Raw genomic sequence first — 16,710 nt, 5'->3', positions numbered from 1 at the left:
AGGAGTTGAAGAAAGGGTGTTGAAAATGGCTCAACAACAGTATATCAAACATCTCTACGAAAAGGAAGAGAAAAGTTTGGCGGAAATCGCCAGAACAACAAATCTCAACTATCGTACCGTCTGCAAGTATGCACTTAGGGACGATTGGAGTGAAGACAAACTGCCGAATCTTGAGCCGGAGAGTTAAAAAGCAGGAGATACTGTTCTCAGTAACATGGGAAAGATTTCGTGCGTAAATCTTGAACAGTTGACCGAAGAATACGCCGCGCTTAACCGTAAACTCACGGAGCTGTTAGACAGAAAGAGGTGGTCGGCATAGCGGTTGTTACTATCATTGCGCGGAAGAAAACGCAGACCCGTCAGGGCTTGTGGGGGTTCACCGCCTGTTCCTCCGATGAGAGTTGCTGTGAGAAGCTCTCGCTCGCTTTCCCAACCTGTGATTGGAAGGTTTCCATTGAGGTCGAGGTCGACGCTTGAATCTGCTCCGCTTGCTCCCGAAGCGTCTCCTGAAACGCCGTCAGGGTCTGTTCCGTCTGCTCGGTTCGTGCTGTCAGCTGCGCCAACTGTTCCTCCTGCATATCCGAGAGGTCGCTCCATGTTGCCAGAGTTTTCAGCGATTCCGCTATCGAACCGAGCATATTGATTTGTGTCTGCTGGAGTTGCACCATTGCCGTCCACGACCTCTCCGGTACGGAAACGAATCTCGTCGTCTGCTTTGCTACGTCCAGATTTCTCTGTGCCTGTGCCTTCAGCTCGGGCAATGATTTCTTTTCTGATTCTGAATTCATCTTCCATATTCTTCTTCAAATATTTTTCCTCATGCAACCGAATATCCCTGCATGGCTTGCCGTTCGGGCAGGTGTAGGTGAGATATTTGTGCGTATCCTTCCATTTGACCTTATAACCTTCCATCTCCATCAGCTCGATGAAGTGCTTTTTGCTGACGGCGTAGCGCATCGCTTCGTCGATCGCAATCGCCAAATCCAACTTCCAGCTCTGACCTTTTTCAGCTACATGATACTCTGCGGTGGACATACCTTTGACCTTTTTGCTCTTGGGAACGACCACCGAAAAGCCGTATTCCATACAGAGCTTGTCCGAGGCGTCGCGCAGACGTTGGATTTCATGGTTGTCGGAATGGAACTTCAAACCAGTCTCGGCGTTCACCGAATTGAGAATGAAATGCGAATGTATGTGGTGACGGTCGACGTGAGTAGCGACCAACACCTCGTAGCCCGGGAAGTTTTCTTCGGCAAAACGCAGAGCAATTTCGTGCGCGGTCTCGGGTGTAATCGGCTCGTCCGGATGGAAGGATTGCATGATGTGGTAGTACTGTCTGCCGCCCGGTTTACGGTATTGCAGCTTGGTATTCACCATTTCGTTGAACGCAGATTGCGCCACGCAGTTGACTCCGGTGACTAACTTTCTTCCGTTGTGCAAGGTCTTTTTATCCTGCATACAGTAGTGAAGCAACAAGGAGAGCAAGCCGCAGTGTGATTTGGTGGTCGTGTTCACAGACGAGGAGCTGGAGCAAATCAAAGCGGAAGCCTTCAAACGGTTCGCCAATGGCAAACCTGTCTATCAGCAGTCGGCGGCATACTTCCTAATGCTCAACACCGGACTGAGGGCGGGTGAACTGTGCGGAATCATCAACAGCGACATTGACCTTGAAAATCGCGTCATACACCTGCAGCGAGGTGTGAAAGAAGTTCATGTAAGAGATGGGCTGGAATATGTAGCCAAGCTTGAAGTCAAGGTCGGCAAGCTGAAGAGCAAGACGAGTAAGCGTGACGTTCCGCTCAATGATACGGCAGTAGAAATGATACGACGCTTGCGCGAGGAAGTATATCTCGGCGAGGACAATCCCCTGATACCGGACGAGAACGGCAGCTTCACAAATCCGCGAAATATGCGAAACCGCTTCTACCGTATCCTCGACGCGATAGGGCTTCCGCATAAAGGACTGCACACTTTCAGACATACATTCGCTACACGCCTAATCAACGGAGTCAAGCAACCTGACGGAACAGTAAAAGCATTATCCGTAAAGCAAGTGGCGGAACTGCTCGGTCATACGACCTCGGAAATTACGGAAATCTACTACGTCAAGCGTGACGCAACCAGATTAGTTGGATTGACCGACAGCTTCAACCTGTGATAAAAATCCCCTCGCCAACAACGAGGGAAAAGAGTTTTCAGCCTTGTTTCGCCGTGCGTCGCCCTGTGTGCGATTTGTTGAGGAAAGTAGGGTAAGTACCAGACTGAGGATATTTGCACGGTGTCGGCGATTTTTGGGCGCGTCTCTATTTTTGCAATGCCCAAACAAAGACTACGGCATTTTAGAACGCAAAAATCTGACCTTCCTTGACTTTTACTTTCAGGTGTGTTAAAATATTACAGACAGAAAAAAACAGCGATCCAGGAAGGAGAAATTGATTATTGAAAACAAGACGAGTATCGAAATAGTCGTGCGATTGACGGTGAGAGAATTCTCCCTGAAGCGTCCGGCTGTTTTTCTTTGTACAAACATTGCGAGAGGTAAGGGTAACACGATATGATTTTACAAAACGTTCTTTGCAAACAGATTAGAAAATAACAGGATTGGAGTGATACACGGGCGGTGACTTTTTATGTCACAGCCAAAGAAGCAAGGAAACTATTTCATGCTGCCGAACGAAATTTTCAATATGGATCTGACCGCGGGTGAGATTGCTCTCTACGCTTTCTTGATGCGGATGGAGGACAGGAAAACGTACTCCTGCTATCCGTCATTTAAAACCATCGGCAACGCGTTACGAATGAGCAAAAATACGGTAATGAAATATGTGAGGTTGCTAGAGGAGAAGGAACTCATCAAAACGGAGCGTACCATTGTTGAGCACCACGACGGGTCGCTTCGAAATGGGAACCTGATGTTCAGGATTCTGCCAATCAAGCGGGCTGTGGAAGCCTTTCACAGACGTCAGCTATACAATTACGGCAGAAACAAATAGCAGCAAGTGCCTGTTAGTATTGCACAAACCGAAAGTGGGTACCAAAATCGGGTGGCAAACAGGAGAAAGCAACGGCGCTGTTTGGCTGCGCCGTTGCGGTTCACAGCGGCCGGCAACGCCGACCGCAAGCCGTTTTTGAGGGTTTCCTGTGCAGTATTCTTAGGTTGACACCTGTTTTGGGTTTGGTGTAACAAATAACGCTGTTGTTTTCAACAATCGCACGGCTATCGAAAAAACAGGCATTTTTAGGTTGATCACCATGTTGGTGTAATTTATTTTGAAGATTATCGGAGGTAAAAATATGGATTCGGAAGACAAACAAAGAGTAAGCTTGTATCTTGATAAACAAACGGTAAAAACGGTAGATGTATTCATCAAAAAGCATGGCTATCGTTCGAGAAATGAATTTTTTGAAACGGCGGCAAAGAATATGATTGCAGACAGCGCGCTTAAATCAAGCGATGATATTTTGAGTGATAAGCTGGCTAAGGCGATTGAAAATGTGTCCGAGGACAATGCCAAAGCGATCTCTAAGGGATTGTTCCGCTACGCGGTTCAGCTCGAAATGCTGATGAGAGTCATCGCAAAGACAAATCATTTCACCGATGATGAGTTGGAAGAAATGCGCAGAGAAGCTATCAATAACGTCCGCAGAACGCGCGGCAAAATTAAGCTCGAGGATATTGCCAAAGGTTGGTACAATGAAGAGTAGTCATGTTTCGCCGTGTGTCACCCCGTGTGCGATTTGTTGAGCAAGGCCAAGTGTGTGCCAGACCGGATTGTTCGCGCGGTGTTGGGCGTTTGTCGCGTTTTATGAGAGACAGCCCGTTTTGTAAGGTCGGCAACGATCAAACCAAAATATCTATAGCGTAATCTCTTTTCCAATTTACAGATTACTCACATCACCTTTTGCAGATTTTCGCCGGAGGGTAAAATACGATAAATCGTATTGCCGTAGTCTGAAAAATACACCCACTTATCATCTACAAGGTAAATATTCCTTGTGTTGATGTTGCAGATTTTTTTTGGAGTGTCGCTTTCCGGAGTGAGAATATGCAGCATCCAACTATCATCTTGAGCGTTTTCGGGAGTGAAAGCAACATATCTCTATTTTTTCCTGTTATTCAGTTTTTCGAGCGCAGCAATAATGATAGCAATAACAGAAAGAATGATAACATAGACAATTCCTATTTGCGCCTCAATCCGTCCTACTAACAGCGTTTCGGAATCGCTGCTGATGAATTGATAGTAAAGCTGTACACTCGCCATATTGGCTATGATGGTTGAAATAAGCAAATGTCCCGACAATACGGCAAGCTGCCAAATTCGTTGCGAAACATAATAATTTACAAATACAAGTGCAGGCTGACAAAAAAAGAAAATCACAGATATGCCCGCTCCAAGTCTAAACCTGAATTATTCATGCACATCCGAAACTGCATCTGCAAATGGTTGTGCATTATCAGACATCAATATCACTGACATCCTGCAAAGTTTTCCACCGAAAAAAGGCGCACTACTCCCTTGGGGGTCAGATAATTTTTGAACGGGATTTCTTTGAAGCTGTCAAGGTACACGGGGTAACGTCTATTCGAGTTGCGGACTGAGTTTTTTAATATTGGCGAGAGTCTCGAAAAACCGGGATTGATGCGGACAGTAACTGCACAGTTTAAAATACACATATCTCGCGGAGCTGACGATTCTGGCTGCAATTTTCAACAGCTTGAGTCTGACAGTGTCGATACGATCCTTTCGCATGGATTCAGGCAGTGTCAGGCGGCGGAACCAGTTGAAGAGATTGTATGCAAGCGCATGAATCTGAACCCGGTTGGCGTTGACAATCATGGAAGAACTGCTGACATAGCTCATATCAAATCCGGATTTGCACTCCTTGATGAAGTTTTCCATATTTCCGCGCTTGCAGTAAAAGCGGATCAAATCCTCAGGAGATGATTCCATATTGGTCACAACAAAGGTATGCATGTGAATCGCCTGACCGTAAGGCTTCTCGATTTTGCAGACGACGCGTCTGGGGTAATCCCAAGAACCCGCCTTGTACAGAAATTCACCATACACGACGGCATGAGAAACAGTGTCCTCCCGGGTAAGATCATACAGTTCAGAGTCCAAGTCTTGAGCAAGTCTTCTCAGTACCGGATTTTCCTTGAGCCGAATGACATAGCCGGTACCGTTCGTTTCAAACAGGCTGTAGAGCTCATCAGTGGCAAAACCGCTGTCTCCCCGTGCAAAGAGCGCTGTTTGAGGATAATCTCTCTGATATTCCTCCAGAAGCGGCAGCATAAACGCGGCTGCTCCGTTGCTGCAATACTGCGTTCCCGGGCGCAGTTCTACCTTCAGCAAATCTCCGGTCATTCCGTCGAAGCAAAGCAGGGGATGATAACCGTGGGCTTGGTAGTGGTAGTTGAACGCTTCGCCCTCTTGTGTGCCGTAAGCAGCCAGCAGGGTGGAATCGAGGTCGAACAGAATGTGCTCCGGCTTCTCGACGGAATAGACTCTTCTGCGAAGAATCCGCTGTATCTCTTCCAACTGCTGTAAACTCCGTTCATCCATGCGGTTGTGAAAACGGGACAGAGTAGGCTGAGAGGCTAAAGCGGTTTTGCCGATAACAGCGTTCAGGACAGGATCGTTTCTCAGGCTGTCGGCGTGATCGTCCTGAAAATAGGCGCCGGTAATCTGATAGAGCATCTGTAAAAGATTCTCATGATCTTTGTGGATTCGGAATGAAGCAGTGTCCGTTGTGCGGAAACGATTTCTGAGCAGCGAATTGACGCCCAGCTTGTGATAAAACTCCTTGAGCAAAAGCAGTCCGCCATCCGAAGAAAGATTGCCGCCATCGAAATTTACGCGAATTTTCTTATTGCTTTCCAACACTGTTTCTGATATAATAGCCATGGGACTTCTCTCCTTTGGTTTGTTGTTGTGGTAACTACATTATACCAAATTTGAAGTCCCTTTTCCATACCCTGCGGGCTTCATCTTTTAGGTGAAAGCCCGTTTTTCGATTTTATCAGTGTTTTCCCCGGTGTTGGGGTCCTTACCGGCACTTGCGTGAATAATTTAGGCTAAAGCCTAAAAAAGCAAGCAAGACAAGAACATAGTTGCCGATGTTCATTAATAAAAAGAGCTTCGTTTTTTTATTCATATTGTACAGTTTTTTATCTTTTTTCATAATATTCACCTTCGAATAATTTCTCGTCTTTTCGCTCCTCATATTTATGACGGATACCGCTGACCGCTAAGGCTTCTCCGACAAGAAACGATGAAGCAATGAGCAAAATCAGCAGGAACGGAAAATTCAGTCCACCGGCTCCGATCCAATAGCTGTAAAAAAATATAAGATAAAACACGGTTGCGGAAATCGGAAAGAATAGGATCAGGCGATCACCTTTTACAAGCATTCCCGTAATAATGTTGACGAAAAACATGATGATATACGACCATACAGCTATGCCGAGAGTTTCAAAACTTCCGTGCAGAAAATACAAGCACACATTTGCGTAAACAACAGTCGCAATGGGAACCAATACTGCCAGAATTGCAAACAGGTTTCTAAAAGGCATTGATAAAGTTCCCTCACGACGGTAAGCTGACACGCCTTTTATGATCAACATGGTTATCGTCACTGACAGCAAGAAAAACAAAGCGATGAATACGTACCACGTTTTTGTATCATCCTTCCAATGGATGCCATAGAGGTAACCCGAAGCCAAACGCCGGATCACCAAGAGCTGCGCACGCGTACAAAACACTGTCAGCGCTGTTCCGAATGACAGACATGACGGAACACTGATGGCAAATGCAGAACGAAATGACGGGCTCAACATACCGATATAAAATTGAAGGATGATCTGCGCAAAGAAAGAGATACCGATCAACGGCAGCAAAGCCAAGCTGCTCTCACTGCGCGAATCGAATGCCGCGGCACAGAATATTGCGATAGCAGTGGGAATACAAGCCGTTACGGAAAGGGCGAGAATGGGTATTATACGGTTCGGTGCTTTCATAAATCCACCTCTGTTATTTATTTCATCATCATCACAGAAACCGTCAACTGATTGCCGTCCTCATTGATCAAAAGCTCACCGTCGTACTTTTTCGCAATAGTGCGGAGAATATTCATTCCCTTGCCGTGGAGTGTTTTGTCGTCCTTTGTGGTATTAAGGTCGGGATTCTCCGCTAAAACAGAGGAAGCAACAGCGTTTTTGCATACGACCCTGCAGTATGATTTGTAGGAGCTTATCGCAAGCGACATCTGCCGCTGCTCCTTCGGGATCTGTGCGAGATACTCGATCGCGTTGTCGCACAGATTGGCGATCAGCGAAATAATATCCGCGTCGCGTATATTTTTCAGCGTGTCGGCAATTTCATAGGTGCAGTTGATTTCATTGGACTGCGCTTTTTCAAGCTCAACGTTCATAATCGCGTTCAGCGTGGGGTTATCGGTGTGAACGGGCGTGTATGCTGCCGAAAGCGTTTCGCCGACGCTGTCGCATACCGCTTTCGCTTTGTCGTACTCTCCCTGAGAAATCAGCATACCGACCGACATTATCTTGCTTTTCATATCGTGCTTTATCACCGATATTTTTTCGATCTGCTCGTGAGTGCTCAGCACGGAGCTTTTGTAAAGCTCCTCGCGCTGACGGCTCAACATCAAGTCCGTCTTGATCTGCGCTTCTTTTCCGCTCTTGATCATCAGATACCAGAATATCATCACCATCACGGCGGTGCACAGGGCGATGACGGTCACATATATCTGAACGGTGCCGTCAAAATCCACCGATTTCAGCAGCATCAGAGCTGTCAAGCCCACGGTACAGGTGATCAGCGGAATGACGATGAAAGCCAGAATATCCGACTTGCTGCGCATATTGATCTTACCTTTTCCAAATCGGTAAATGATGAAAAGAAAAGCGGCATAGATGATATCGGCGACGAACAGCACCGGGTATCGGAATGAATCCAGAAGAGCCACAGCTTTCGCGAACGGAAGCGTGCCGGATGCGCTCATGACGCTGACGGTCAGATAGGCGATCGAAATATTCGACACGGCAATCGGAATGATGATTCTCAGATAAAGCTTTCCTCTCAGAAAGACGGTCGTATAGAGTATAGTTATGACTGCCGTTATGAGGTAATACAAATAATTGGAGGTCAACGCGCTGACGGTTCCGTATATCGTTACGGCAAGCAAAAGCACCGCCGCCGATAGGAACGGTATCAGTCTCTTGGTTTTGCCGTTGGGTTTGTCGAAGAACAGGTATAAAAAGACAAGCGACATGAGCTGCTGTATGGTATTTGCCGCGATCTCCAAAACTGATCCGATATTCATACTTCCTTCGCCATCCATTCAAAAAACTGTTTTCTGACCGCTTCGCTGTATTTGCGGCTTAACGGGATGATCGTGCCGTCCGAAAGGCTGATCTCGCCTGTCCGGATTTTTTCGATGCAGCGAATATTGACCAAATAGCCGATATGCGTCCGCAGAAAGCCGTTGCGCAGTAGATCGGTTTTCTTGTCGAGCGTTGTCCGTTCGGAAATCGTTCCGCGCGCGGTGTGATAAATCACATAGTTTTTCTGCTTTTCAAGATAGAAGATATCCTTCATCGCCACTCGTTCAATATCACGGCCTGATTTTATAGGATAGTAGATTTCACTTTCGCAAAGCGTGATCAGCCGGTCAAAACACGGTTCTAAATCCTCCAAGTGCGACTTGCGTACAAAGGAAAACGGCTGCTGTTTCAATGCGTCGAACACAAGCCCGTCGCGGTTCGTAACGAAAATGATATACGGCTTGCCCGAGCCGCCTTTTTGTTCATTGATCTTGGAAGCAAGGTCGATTCCCGAACAGCCGGGCATTTCAATATCAAGCAGAATGACGTCAAATTGTTTTCCGGTGTACAGGATATTCTCCGGATCATCCGTCACCGTTACATCGGCGGCGGTATGCTGCTCGGAAAAGATTTTCAAAACAGTTGCACGCAGCCTTTCGGCAAAGGCTTTTTCATCGTCTATAATCGCAATTTTCATCTTAATTAATTCCGTATACTTTAACTATTAAATCGAATATTAAATGAAAATACATTATCCCAAATATCACTCAGAAAAACCGCATATTTTTCAGGAAGGAAGAAAGAATAGGGCGCGGTTGAAATCGCTATCGCAAGAGAAGTAAGGATTCTTTGCACCATTGTCATTTTAAAATCCTTATGCCGTTTTGGATTTAAGGTGATCATCATGGTGAAGAGAAAAATCATCACCACCGCAACAAAGAAGCTAACGGCACACCCGAGTTTTTCCGAAACATCGTAGTCTATGTAATAGTCAAGAAAGAACTCCGCCAGACCAACAAACGAACAGATCGCGATTGCCGCGAATCCTAACAGCCAAGCAGAAAAGATGGTATCACAATAGAATTTTCCGCTGACTTTCTTAAAGCACAGCTTAGAAACGATCACAAGAATAACAGAAAGAATGAGAAAATTCCATCCCAACAGGATACCGGAATAAGGCGGGATTAACATCGCGATAAACATAGGATATATCGGTAATATGGAATACAGCTTTACTTGTTTCATGATATACCTCCTATATGGCTCTGCTAATGCAATTCTATTATGCATATCATACCACTTATTTCTGATAACTTCAATAAAATGGTAAAATTTGCGGGATTTATGGTAAAGATGAAAATACAAAAAGTTAGACAATGAATGAACTATCAGATATGTAATAACAATGTATTGACGCACCCTTGCGATTGGTGTATAATGAAGAAAACAAAACGGAGATGATATTATGAATATTGTAGACGCGCCCAAAACGGGGACATTTCAGATGCGTATCAATCCCGAAGTAAAAAAGCAAGTGGAAAGCTTATACGCAAAATGCGGAATGACATTGACCGACGCGGTAAACGCATTCTTTCAGCAGTCGCTCAATGTAGGCGGACTGCCGTTCCTGATGAATCAAAACAGCGAGGAAGTCATCCGTCAGCAGGCAATTGCGCTTTTGCTGGCAGATATCAAGGCGGGTGAGGACAGTGTAAAGTCAGAATCGGATTGGATTTCGGAAGAAGATATGCTGACTGAATTCGGAGTGCAGGCATGATTTTGCGCTATACGCCGCGAGCCCGACAGGATTTAAATGAGATAAAGAATTACGTCAAAAACGAACTGGCAAATTCTCAAGCAGCAGCGAGAATCGTCGAGAGAATACTGAAGGGGTGCTCAAATCTGAAATCCAATCCGAATTTGGGATTGGATTTATCATCAAGGATAGGTCAGAAAACAGACTTGAGATATTTAGTCCTCTCAAATTACATTGCTATTTATAGAGTCGAAAATACTATGGTCAGTATTATTCGTATCATGGATGGCAGGACGGATTATTTGCGTTACCTACTGTCGGAGATATGACTTTATTACTATTTGCGAGCATTCAAAATTTGCGACACGCAAAGAAAGGCGATTTTCTATCGTCGCTGAAAATACTGACGGGAGTTATGACGGATTACTAAATTAAACAGTAAACGCTGCACTTAACAAGTAATGTCAAGTGCAGCGTTTTTTCTTTATTGGAACGGGATATAGATTTGTGATGAGGGAAAAATTTTATACAACTGAAATCAACATAAAATGCCTTGCTTTATCGAAAATATATCGCAACACAATAAATGGTTATTGACATTCGCGACATTTGGGGTTATAATATAAGCAAAGGAGGTCATAGATATGACGCAAAAAACACTCTCAAAACTGGCAAAGGTCATCATTCTGTTATTCTGTCTGTTGGGCGTCGCCTTTTACGGCGTTGCTGTTCCGTTCGGTGGATGCGAACTTCTTGCCGATGCACCCGATTCGCAATACTGCTACCTTCCGTGGCTGATTTTCATGGAGCTAATGGTGATTCCGGATTACGCGGTCCTTGTCTACGCATGGAAAATCTCGTATTCGATCGGCAGGGACAGGGCGTTTTCTTCAATCAATGCAAAGCGTTTCCGTCGGGTTTCACTTCTGGCGCTTACGACAACGGTCTATTTCTTTGTCGGCAATACCGTTTTCTTTCTGTTGAACATGAATCATCCGGCGGTGTATATGGTGAGCTTTGTATTGACGTTTATCGGCGCTTCCATCGCGGCTGCCGCGGCGATTCTATCGTATTTGTCACGCAAGGCAGCGGATTTGCAGGAAGAAAGCGATTTGACGATTTAAGAGGTGACGGATATGGGTGAAATCATATTTAATATAGATGTAATGCTCGCCAAACGAAAAATGAGTGTAACGGAGCTGTCAAATCGCGTGGGCATTACGATGGCGAATATTTCTATACTCAAAAACGGTAAAGCAAAAGCGATAAAGGTCTCCACACTGCAAAAGCTTTGCGAAGCGCTTGACTGTCAGCCGGGCGATTTGCTCGAATATCGGAATAGGGAGAAATGATGATGAAAAAATTGATAACCGGTTTTCTATCTGTTTTGTCAATTACTCTTATTGGCGTAATGCTGTCTGCGTGTTATGGATGTTATACGTTGGACGGAGCAAAGGATTACAGCGGAATAGATTGTAATTTTTTCAACTATAGCGATAAAGCAACCTTAGAGCACCCGACTCATGGCGAGTTTGCTCAACTATCAAAAGACAAACTAAAGGTGCTGGGAGAAAAAGATGACGTTATGGGCGGAATAACGCTTGTCTACGGCGATTTTGAAAAGTATGTCCATACAGACGGTAAAATATTTATCCTCTGTGACGGCGTATATCATGTATTTGATCTTGATGATTATCATTATCCCACGACAGAAGAAGACGGCTTGGATTTAGAAAATGGTGGTGTGAGTTACGTGAGATTACACGAATTTGTGAACAATAATTTCTATCACACATATACGCCTGATGAATTTGAGGAAGCATATCCCAATCAGGAACGGTACAGGTGGATTAACTGCAAAACAATCGAATAAAGGAGGTAGCCAATATGAAGAAACGCATCATAATCATGGCTGTTGCAATCGTTCTGATTCTATCCGGCTGCAAACCGATCGGAATGTTTCTGCAATCTGTTTTTGAGAGTCAGGACGGAGACTTGAGGATTCTATACGGCAGAAATGGTGCGGATTACATTTATGATCATAACGTCCACCTTTCGTATGCACGCGGACGACGCGAGGATTATGTGGGCTTGTATCTTGATGGTGAATCCGGCAAGGAGCAGCGGATACTGGAAGCCGATTTTCAAAAAGCAGCCTTTGAAAATGATCGGCTGTTTATCCTTTCGGACAACGTGTATTATGTTTTGGATATCAGCAGTTTTACTGTTCCCGAATATCCGACGGTTTCCTATACCAACAGCTTAGGAATCGAAGTAACAGAGGACGCTGATATCCGGTATGACTTGCAGAAATACAGTATCGAAGCGTTTGAATCCGAATACCCCGATAACAGTTCCTTTGAGTGGATTTCGTGGTAGCTGCTTTTGCGCCCTGTTTCACGACATCGGCGATTTTGGACGCATCTCATTTTTGGCGGCGCTATAACAAAGAATACGCAAATAATTCCGCCGAGTCTTATGATGAATTTTGCCAAGAAACACTTGACAAGCTCGTCGATAGGTAGTAGACTATAATTGTCGAAATGATGTAGACAAAGGAGATGAAGCAGTGGAAAATTACACACTTGGGGCTGTAGAAACGAGGTTTGCGGACATCATTTGGGATAACGCTCCGCTGACGACGAACGAGCTGATCGCCCTTTGCGAAAAAGAGCTCAACTGGAAACGCACCACTACCTACACAGTGCTAAAACGGTTGTCGAATCGCGGAATTTTTCAGAAGGACGGTAAGCTTGTAAGCGTAAAAATACCGCGTGACAGGTTTTACTCGATGCAGAGTGAGAACTATGTTGACCGTGCCTTTAACGGCTCACTTCCAAAATTCTTAGCGGCGTTTACGAGTGAGCGCAGATTGAGCAGGGAAGAAGCGGAAGAATTGAAAAGGCTGATCGATAGCTTGTCGGAGGACTGAGATGAACGTTTTTGTCGCAACCCTTCTCAGGCTAAGCTACTCGGGCGGCTTTGTCATACTCGGTGTGATGATTTTGCGGCTTTTGCTGAGGGGAGTGCCGAAGCAATCACGACTGATTATGTGGGCGTTGGCGGGATTGCGTTTGAGCGTTCCTCTTTTCGTGCCGTCTGTGTTCAGCATCGTACCGGAGCCTGAGCGGTTAATTGCTGACGGCGGAATCATACGGCAGTCAAGCTCATTCCCTACGAAAACACTCATTTTCACCGAGCTTTTGTTTTTCGTGTGGATATCAGGAGCCACGGCGATGATTATCTATATGATTGTCAGCTATCTTCGTCTGCGATGTAAGGTCAGTGAAAATATCCCCGACGAAAACGGAATGATTGTGTGTGACCGCATCGGCTCGCCGTTTGTGTTGGGAATATTTCGCCCGAAGGTATATATCCCTTCAACGCTCAATGACAACGAGAAAAGGTATGTGCTTCTGCATGAGAGTGCGCATATCAAACGGCTTGATACGCTGTGGAAGCCGCTTGCCTTTCTGATTCTCAGTGTGCATTGGTTCAATCCGCTCGTATGGCTTGCGTATTTCCTGTTTTCACGCGATACAGAGCTTGCCTGTGATGAAAGAGCGGTAAAGTCATTGCCCCTGAAAGAGCGTAAGGAATATTCGGAAGTGTTGCTTGAATGCAGCGCCAAGTGCTTTGCCGTGGCGGCGTGTCCGTTCGCTTTCGGTGAGCACCCTGTAAAAAAGCGTATAGAAAGTGTTCTGAGATATAATAAACCGAAGTTTTATCAAGTCATTTTTGCCGTGACTGCGACAATGGCGGTCGTTGTGTTTTTATTGACAACCCCTGTTACAGCGCGGATCTCACGATCGCTCAGTCCGATTCAGGAGCCGACCTTGCCGGTGCAGAGCCGCGAGAATACCTTTCCGACAGAGGAACCCACAGAGATGATCACCGAGCCTCCGACGGAAGCTTTCACGCAAGCACCGACTGAAAATGAGGAAATCGAGGAAGTGTATGAATTCGCAGCCAATGACAGTCAGATCTATGATGCACCATACAGCTATACTTACGGAGAGGACAGCTCCGGCGACTCCGAAGGTACCGTAACTAACCGTTGGTTTGAGCCGCAGGAGTTTGACAGAGAGTCTGTGATGAACAGCCTTAGCTTAAATGGAAACGGTTATGCCGGCAGTGGTGATCTCATTCATAACAGCTACTCGGATAATAATTTTGACCCATACACGGACGCGAAGGTAAACAATGTTTTTCAGTGGGATCCATTGAGCTGATTATTCTAAAAAAGGGTGATATGAAATGAGGAAAAAATATATTTTACTGCTCGCGGCGGTCTGCTGTGCTTTGTTTGCAGGCTGTCAGTTCGGCAATAATACGGAATCCGAAAATCCGCCGCAGACGGAAACTGTTGCGGAACAAACCACAGCTGTCGACAACACGCCTGACGTGCCTGTCGGCGATAAAATCGACGTTACTGAGCCGGTCATCACCACCGACTACGAAATGCTTTCCAAATACGGTTTGAACTTTGATGTTTACGCCAGAAAGCCGCGCACCTTCGACGATACCCTGCAGCACAAGGACGAAAACGACCTCTATATCACGGACAGGATGTGCAACTCCTTTGACTACTTTACCACCATCGAGGCGGTCTATGTTAAGCGCGAAAACCGAACGGTTAACCTGTGCTGTTATCTCGCCGACCGCCGCAGCGAAAAGGCAAAGGAGATAGTTTTCAAGGTCGATGAGGACAAGAAACGAATAACCCCGACCCAATATGTCTGTGCCGAAGGCGATTATCATATGAAGGGATTTTTCTCAAATGAACAGAGCGAAAAACTCGCCTTTGACTACACCGCTCTGAAAAGCGAAGCGGTCGCGAACAAAGCGCGCGCTTTGCTTCATACGCCTTTATTGAACCAAGTCAATACCGTCTCGGATGAAGCGAGGTTGAACAGCGGCGCAGAGACCGACGATATTATGAAATATGTCGATGTTGCGCATATGCTGAAACAGGATATCTCAGAGATTGAGGAAATATCTTATAACGCGTACATTCCGCGCCACAACTGCATAGGGCTGATAAACACCGAGGAGCACTATCACCCGTGGTACTTCTGCCTTTATAAAATCAAGGAGAGCACGGACGTTTCGGTAACGGTAGATAACAGCAAAAACGAGCTCATAATCAAGGGCAAATATTCCGATTACAACACCCACAGCCACACCTACACCGCCGAGATAAACAAGGATAACGGAGTTATGCTTAACAGAGTTGAGAAGAACGGCTCGGGCGATGTGGTTGAAGAAATCAATACGATTATGATCGCAATCGATCGCGAGATAGACCAAAGTGTGTTTGACAAGCTCGAGCTTCCGTCAAAGGATAACTAACGCTCAGGGAAGTTTGCATTGATCGGAATACTTGGAAGCACAGTTTCCTGCTCGGCTGCGGCGAGTGTGATATAGCCGCGAAACAATCTGTTTTCAAAAAGTGGGAGGATTATTGGAATGTACCGTGAAGAAATGAAAATGGCAGTAATAGTGATCATCTACGCTTTATTCATAGGCGCGGAACTGATTGCAACCGCTGTCGGACGCTGGCTTGTATTCAAAAAGATGGGCTTGCCCGGCTGGAAGGGAATTATCCCGTTTTACAGCGAAAGCGTTTTGTTCCGCAAGCTCTGGACTATCAAGCTGTTTTGGGCATATATTGCGATCTTTGCCGTGTACTTCGCATTGTGTTTTATAGCTCCCGTGCTTGGATTTTCCGAGCTTTTCAGCCAAACGCCTATAATAAGAGCTTCGTTCTTTATATTTATTTTATTCGCGGCAATAGGTGCGCTTGTATCGGAGTTTGTAATACTTTTTAAGCTGAACAACCGCCTTGCGAGAGCATTTGGGAGGATCCCCGGTTTTGCAGTAGGTCTTACCTTTATTCCGCCGGTTTTCTTTATGATGCTTGGGCTCAGCAGATCGGAATTAAATAATTTGATTTAGTAAATCGGTGGTAATATGAATGAAATAAAGCTAAAAAGCTGGAAGCCTGTTATAATATTCATCTGTATTGTTGCTCCGATTGTTCTTTTCTGTTTCCTGATGATATTATCAGGTCGGGTAACTGTGAATCTGAAAGGATATGCGGTTGATTCAAGCGACAATCTTTATATCGGAAAAGAACATAGCATAGAGGTATATAAAGAGCAGAAGCTAATAAACAATATTCCGATACAGTATACCGATTATGCTTTCACAATCAAAAACGGACAGGAGATCGTTCTTTCGGCAAACAATAATACGTATTATCTTGATTTGCAAGGCAACGAAACCCGAAAAGAGAAAGACACACAAACATATAGCGCAATATGCCGAATCAATCATTTCGAGTCGGAAAAAGGCGATGTATATATAAAATCAAATATGTTAGGCTACTACCGAATCATTCGCAATCATGGTGAAGTGGTGTATTCAATGCCGGTGTTCGATTATTTGGTATTAGTCACAATGATTTTGGCTTTTTTAAGCGTATTTGCTTTTGTTTTCATATTAGTGTTAAAAAATTTGAAATATTGGGTGTAAATTATGCTCAATTATGGATAGTTTTATTTTGCAGCAAATATTATAAGCAAAAATACTATGAGTAATAAACTCC

22 protein-coding genes are annotated in these 16,710 nt (G+C 45.1%); 15 read left to right on the top strand and 7 right to left on the bottom strand.

The window, feature by feature from the left end; genetic code table 11:
- The first annotated feature begins 25 nt into the window (after positions 1 to 25).
- Complete coding sequence (locus AB1I49_RS07775) at positions 26 to 187, top strand: hypothetical protein (protein ID WP_201426591.1); 162 nt, start codon at positions 26 to 28, stop codon at positions 185 to 187.
- On the opposite strand, the gene AB1I49_RS07770 is transcribed toward AB1I49_RS07775, so the two are convergent.
- A complete protein-coding gene (locus AB1I49_RS07770; RefSeq protein ID WP_207752118.1) occupies positions 184 to 1,458 on the bottom strand; it encodes a relaxase/mobilization nuclease domain-containing protein in 1,275 nt (424 codons plus the stop codon). The two genes, AB1I49_RS07775 and AB1I49_RS07770, sit on opposite strands and share 4 nt — an antisense overlap.
- A 43-nt stretch (positions 1,459 to 1,501) precedes the next feature.
- On the opposite strand from AB1I49_RS07770, the gene AB1I49_RS07765 reads away from it, so the two are divergent.
- The 3 genes from AB1I49_RS07765 to AB1I49_RS07755 all read left to right on the top strand — a co-directional run bounded on the left by AB1I49_RS07765 (position 1,502) and on the right by AB1I49_RS07755 (position 3,705).
- Positions 1,502 to 2,158 (top strand): tyrosine-type recombinase/integrase, encoded by a 657-nt coding sequence (locus AB1I49_RS07765; protein ID WP_407720607.1) that lies wholly within the window; start codon positions 1,502 to 1,504, stop codon positions 2,156 to 2,158.
- Between the two features lie 472 nt (positions 2,159 to 2,630).
- Entirely contained in the window at positions 2,631 to 2,993 is a 363-nt protein-coding gene (locus tag AB1I49_RS07760) for a helix-turn-helix domain-containing protein (protein WP_407720606.1), read from the top strand.
- A 301-nt stretch (positions 2,994 to 3,294) separates the two neighbouring features.
- The gene (locus AB1I49_RS07755) at positions 3,295 to 3,705 is read left to right on the top strand and encodes a CopG family ribbon-helix-helix protein (RefSeq protein ID WP_407720605.1); all 411 of its coding nucleotides are present in this window, start codon (positions 3,295 to 3,297) and stop codon (positions 3,703 to 3,705) included.
- A 395-nt stretch (positions 3,706 to 4,100) separates the two neighbouring features.
- On the opposite strand, the gene AB1I49_RS07750 is transcribed toward AB1I49_RS07755, so the two are convergent.
- The 6 genes from AB1I49_RS07750 to AB1I49_RS07725 form a co-directional block, all read right to left on the bottom strand.
- Positions 4,101 to 4,379: a hypothetical protein gene (locus tag AB1I49_RS07750; protein WP_407720604.1), complete on the bottom strand. Its 279-nt coding sequence runs from the start codon at positions 4,377 to 4,379 to the stop codon at positions 4,101 to 4,103.
- 201 nt (positions 4,380 to 4,580) lie between these two features.
- Entirely contained in the window at positions 4,581 to 5,906 is a 1,326-nt protein-coding gene (locus AB1I49_RS07745; protein ID WP_407720551.1) for an IS1380 family transposase, read from the bottom strand.
- 263 nt (positions 5,907 to 6,169) lie between these two features.
- Complete coding sequence (locus AB1I49_RS07740) at positions 6,170 to 7,018, bottom strand: hypothetical protein (RefSeq protein ID WP_407720603.1); 849 nt, start codon at positions 7,016 to 7,018, stop codon at positions 6,170 to 6,172.
- Positions 7,019 to 7,035: 17 nt separating this feature from the next.
- On the bottom strand, positions 7,036 to 8,343 hold the full coding sequence (locus AB1I49_RS07735; protein ID WP_407720602.1) for a sensor histidine kinase: 1,308 nt from the start codon (positions 8,341 to 8,343) through the stop codon (positions 7,036 to 7,038).
- A complete protein-coding gene (locus AB1I49_RS07730; protein WP_407720601.1) occupies positions 8,340 to 9,041 on the bottom strand; it encodes a LytR/AlgR family response regulator transcription factor in 702 nt (233 codons plus the stop codon). Before AB1I49_RS07730 ends, AB1I49_RS07735 begins: the two co-directional genes overlap by 4 nt.
- Positions 9,042 to 9,061: 20 nt before the next feature.
- Positions 9,062 to 9,589: a hypothetical protein gene (locus tag AB1I49_RS07725; RefSeq protein WP_407720600.1), complete on the bottom strand. Its 528-nt coding sequence runs from the start codon at positions 9,587 to 9,589 to the stop codon at positions 9,062 to 9,064.
- A 220-nt stretch (positions 9,590 to 9,809) separates the two neighbouring features.
- Between AB1I49_RS07725 and AB1I49_RS07720 the strand changes: the two genes are divergently transcribed.
- The 11 genes from AB1I49_RS07720 (at position 9,810) to AB1I49_RS07670 (ending at position 16,637) form a co-directional block, all read left to right on the top strand.
- Entirely contained in the window at positions 9,810 to 10,121 is a 312-nt protein-coding gene (locus AB1I49_RS07720) for a type II toxin-antitoxin system RelB/DinJ family antitoxin (protein ID WP_407720599.1), read from the top strand.
- Positions 10,118 to 10,429: a type II toxin-antitoxin system RelE/ParE family toxin gene (locus tag AB1I49_RS07715; RefSeq protein WP_407720598.1), complete on the top strand. Its 312-nt coding sequence runs from the start codon at positions 10,118 to 10,120 to the stop codon at positions 10,427 to 10,429. Before AB1I49_RS07720 ends, AB1I49_RS07715 begins: the two co-directional genes overlap by 4 nt.
- A gap of 315 nt (positions 10,430 to 10,744) precedes the next feature.
- The gene (locus AB1I49_RS07710) at positions 10,745 to 11,224 is read left to right on the top strand and encodes a DUF2975 domain-containing protein (protein WP_407720597.1); all 480 of its coding nucleotides are present in this window, start codon (positions 10,745 to 10,747) and stop codon (positions 11,222 to 11,224) included.
- A 12-nt stretch (positions 11,225 to 11,236) separates the two neighbouring features.
- The gene (locus AB1I49_RS07705; RefSeq protein ID WP_316610986.1) at positions 11,237 to 11,452 is read left to right on the top strand and encodes a helix-turn-helix domain-containing protein; all 216 of its coding nucleotides are present in this window, start codon (positions 11,237 to 11,239) and stop codon (positions 11,450 to 11,452) included.
- A complete protein-coding gene (locus AB1I49_RS07700) occupies positions 11,449 to 11,973 on the top strand; it encodes a hypothetical protein (RefSeq protein ID WP_407720596.1) in 525 nt (174 codons plus the stop codon). The genes AB1I49_RS07705 and AB1I49_RS07700 overlap by 4 nt, the downstream gene beginning before the upstream one ends.
- A 14-nt stretch (positions 11,974 to 11,987) precedes the next feature.
- Positions 11,988 to 12,479, top strand: coding sequence for a hypothetical protein (locus AB1I49_RS07695; RefSeq protein WP_316613179.1), 492 nt, complete (start codon positions 11,988 to 11,990; stop codon positions 12,477 to 12,479).
- A gap of 190 nt (positions 12,480 to 12,669) precedes the next feature.
- Positions 12,670 to 13,032, top strand: coding sequence for a BlaI/MecI/CopY family transcriptional regulator (locus tag AB1I49_RS07690; protein ID WP_316613178.1), 363 nt, complete (start codon positions 12,670 to 12,672; stop codon positions 13,030 to 13,032).
- A gap of 1 nt (position 13,033) precedes the next feature.
- Complete coding sequence (locus AB1I49_RS07685) at positions 13,034 to 14,332, top strand: M56 family metallopeptidase (RefSeq protein ID WP_407720595.1); 1,299 nt, start codon at positions 13,034 to 13,036, stop codon at positions 14,330 to 14,332.
- A 25-nt stretch (positions 14,333 to 14,357) separates the two neighbouring features.
- Entirely contained in the window at positions 14,358 to 15,452 is a 1,095-nt protein-coding gene (locus AB1I49_RS07680) for a hypothetical protein (protein WP_407720594.1), read from the top strand.
- 117 nt (positions 15,453 to 15,569) lie between these two features.
- On the top strand, positions 15,570 to 16,058 hold the full coding sequence (locus tag AB1I49_RS07675) for a DUF5684 domain-containing protein (protein ID WP_216523784.1): 489 nt from the start codon (positions 15,570 to 15,572) through the stop codon (positions 16,056 to 16,058).
- 15 nt (positions 16,059 to 16,073) lie between these two features.
- Positions 16,074 to 16,637: a hypothetical protein gene (locus tag AB1I49_RS07670; RefSeq protein ID WP_407720593.1), complete on the top strand. Its 564-nt coding sequence runs from the start codon at positions 16,074 to 16,076 to the stop codon at positions 16,635 to 16,637.
- The last annotated feature ends 73 nt before the right edge of the window (positions 16,638 to 16,710 follow it).

The organism is Ruminococcus sp. NATIVEDY160, from assembly GCF_045819885.1.
In the GTDB taxonomy this organism is placed as follows: domain Bacteria; phylum Bacillota; class Clostridia; order Oscillospirales; family Acutalibacteraceae; genus Ruminococcoides.
Note: the sequence above shows the minus strand (reverse complement) of the source record. Positions and strands in the feature narration are given on the sequence as shown.

What these genes read in the sequence shown, in the direction of transcription:
- AB1I49_RS07775 (WP_201426591.1), top strand. Translation starts at nt 26, where the DNA reads ATGGCTCAACAACAGTATATCAAACATCTCTACGAAAAGGAAGAGAAA.
- AB1I49_RS07770 (WP_207752118.1), bottom strand. Translation starts at nt 1,458, where the DNA reads ATGCAGGATAAAAAGACCTTGCACAACGGAAGAAAGTTAGTCACCGGA.
- AB1I49_RS07760 (WP_407720606.1), top strand. Translation starts at nt 2,631, where the DNA reads ATGTCACAGCCAAAGAAGCAAGGAAACTATTTCATGCTGCCGAACGAA.
- AB1I49_RS07755 (WP_407720605.1), top strand. Translation starts at nt 3,295, where the DNA reads ATGGATTCGGAAGACAAACAAAGAGTAAGCTTGTATCTTGATAAACAA.
- AB1I49_RS07745 (WP_407720551.1), bottom strand. Translation starts at nt 5,906, where the DNA reads ATGGCTATTATATCAGAAACAGTGTTGGAAAGCAATAAGAAAATTCGC.
- AB1I49_RS07740 (WP_407720603.1), bottom strand. Translation starts at nt 7,018, where the DNA reads ATGAAAGCACCGAACCGTATAATACCCATTCTCGCCCTTTCCGTAACG.
- AB1I49_RS07735 (WP_407720602.1), bottom strand. Translation starts at nt 8,343, where the DNA reads ATGAATATCGGATCAGTTTTGGAGATCGCGGCAAATACCATACAGCAG.
- AB1I49_RS07730 (WP_407720601.1), bottom strand. Translation starts at nt 9,041, where the DNA reads ATGAAAATTGCGATTATAGACGATGAAAAAGCCTTTGCCGAAAGGCTG.
- AB1I49_RS07725 (WP_407720600.1), bottom strand. Translation starts at nt 9,589, where the DNA reads ATGAAACAAGTAAAGCTGTATTCCATATTACCGATATATCCTATGTTT.
- AB1I49_RS07720 (WP_407720599.1), top strand. Translation starts at nt 9,810, where the DNA reads ATGAATATTGTAGACGCGCCCAAAACGGGGACATTTCAGATGCGTATC.
- AB1I49_RS07715 (WP_407720598.1), top strand. Translation starts at nt 10,118, where the DNA reads ATGATTTTGCGCTATACGCCGCGAGCCCGACAGGATTTAAATGAGATA.
- AB1I49_RS07710 (WP_407720597.1), top strand. Translation starts at nt 10,745, where the DNA reads ATGACGCAAAAAACACTCTCAAAACTGGCAAAGGTCATCATTCTGTTA.
- AB1I49_RS07705 (WP_316610986.1), top strand. Translation starts at nt 11,237, where the DNA reads ATGGGTGAAATCATATTTAATATAGATGTAATGCTCGCCAAACGAAAA.
- AB1I49_RS07700 (WP_407720596.1), top strand. Translation starts at nt 11,449, where the DNA reads ATGATGATGAAAAAATTGATAACCGGTTTTCTATCTGTTTTGTCAATT.
- AB1I49_RS07695 (WP_316613179.1), top strand. Translation starts at nt 11,988, where the DNA reads ATGAAGAAACGCATCATAATCATGGCTGTTGCAATCGTTCTGATTCTA.
- AB1I49_RS07685 (WP_407720595.1), top strand. Translation starts at nt 13,034, where the DNA reads ATGAACGTTTTTGTCGCAACCCTTCTCAGGCTAAGCTACTCGGGCGGC.
- AB1I49_RS07680 (WP_407720594.1), top strand. Translation starts at nt 14,358, where the DNA reads ATGAGGAAAAAATATATTTTACTGCTCGCGGCGGTCTGCTGTGCTTTG.
- AB1I49_RS07675 (WP_216523784.1), top strand. Translation starts at nt 15,570, where the DNA reads ATGTACCGTGAAGAAATGAAAATGGCAGTAATAGTGATCATCTACGCT.
- AB1I49_RS07670 (WP_407720593.1), top strand. Translation starts at nt 16,074, where the DNA reads ATGAATGAAATAAAGCTAAAAAGCTGGAAGCCTGTTATAATATTCATC.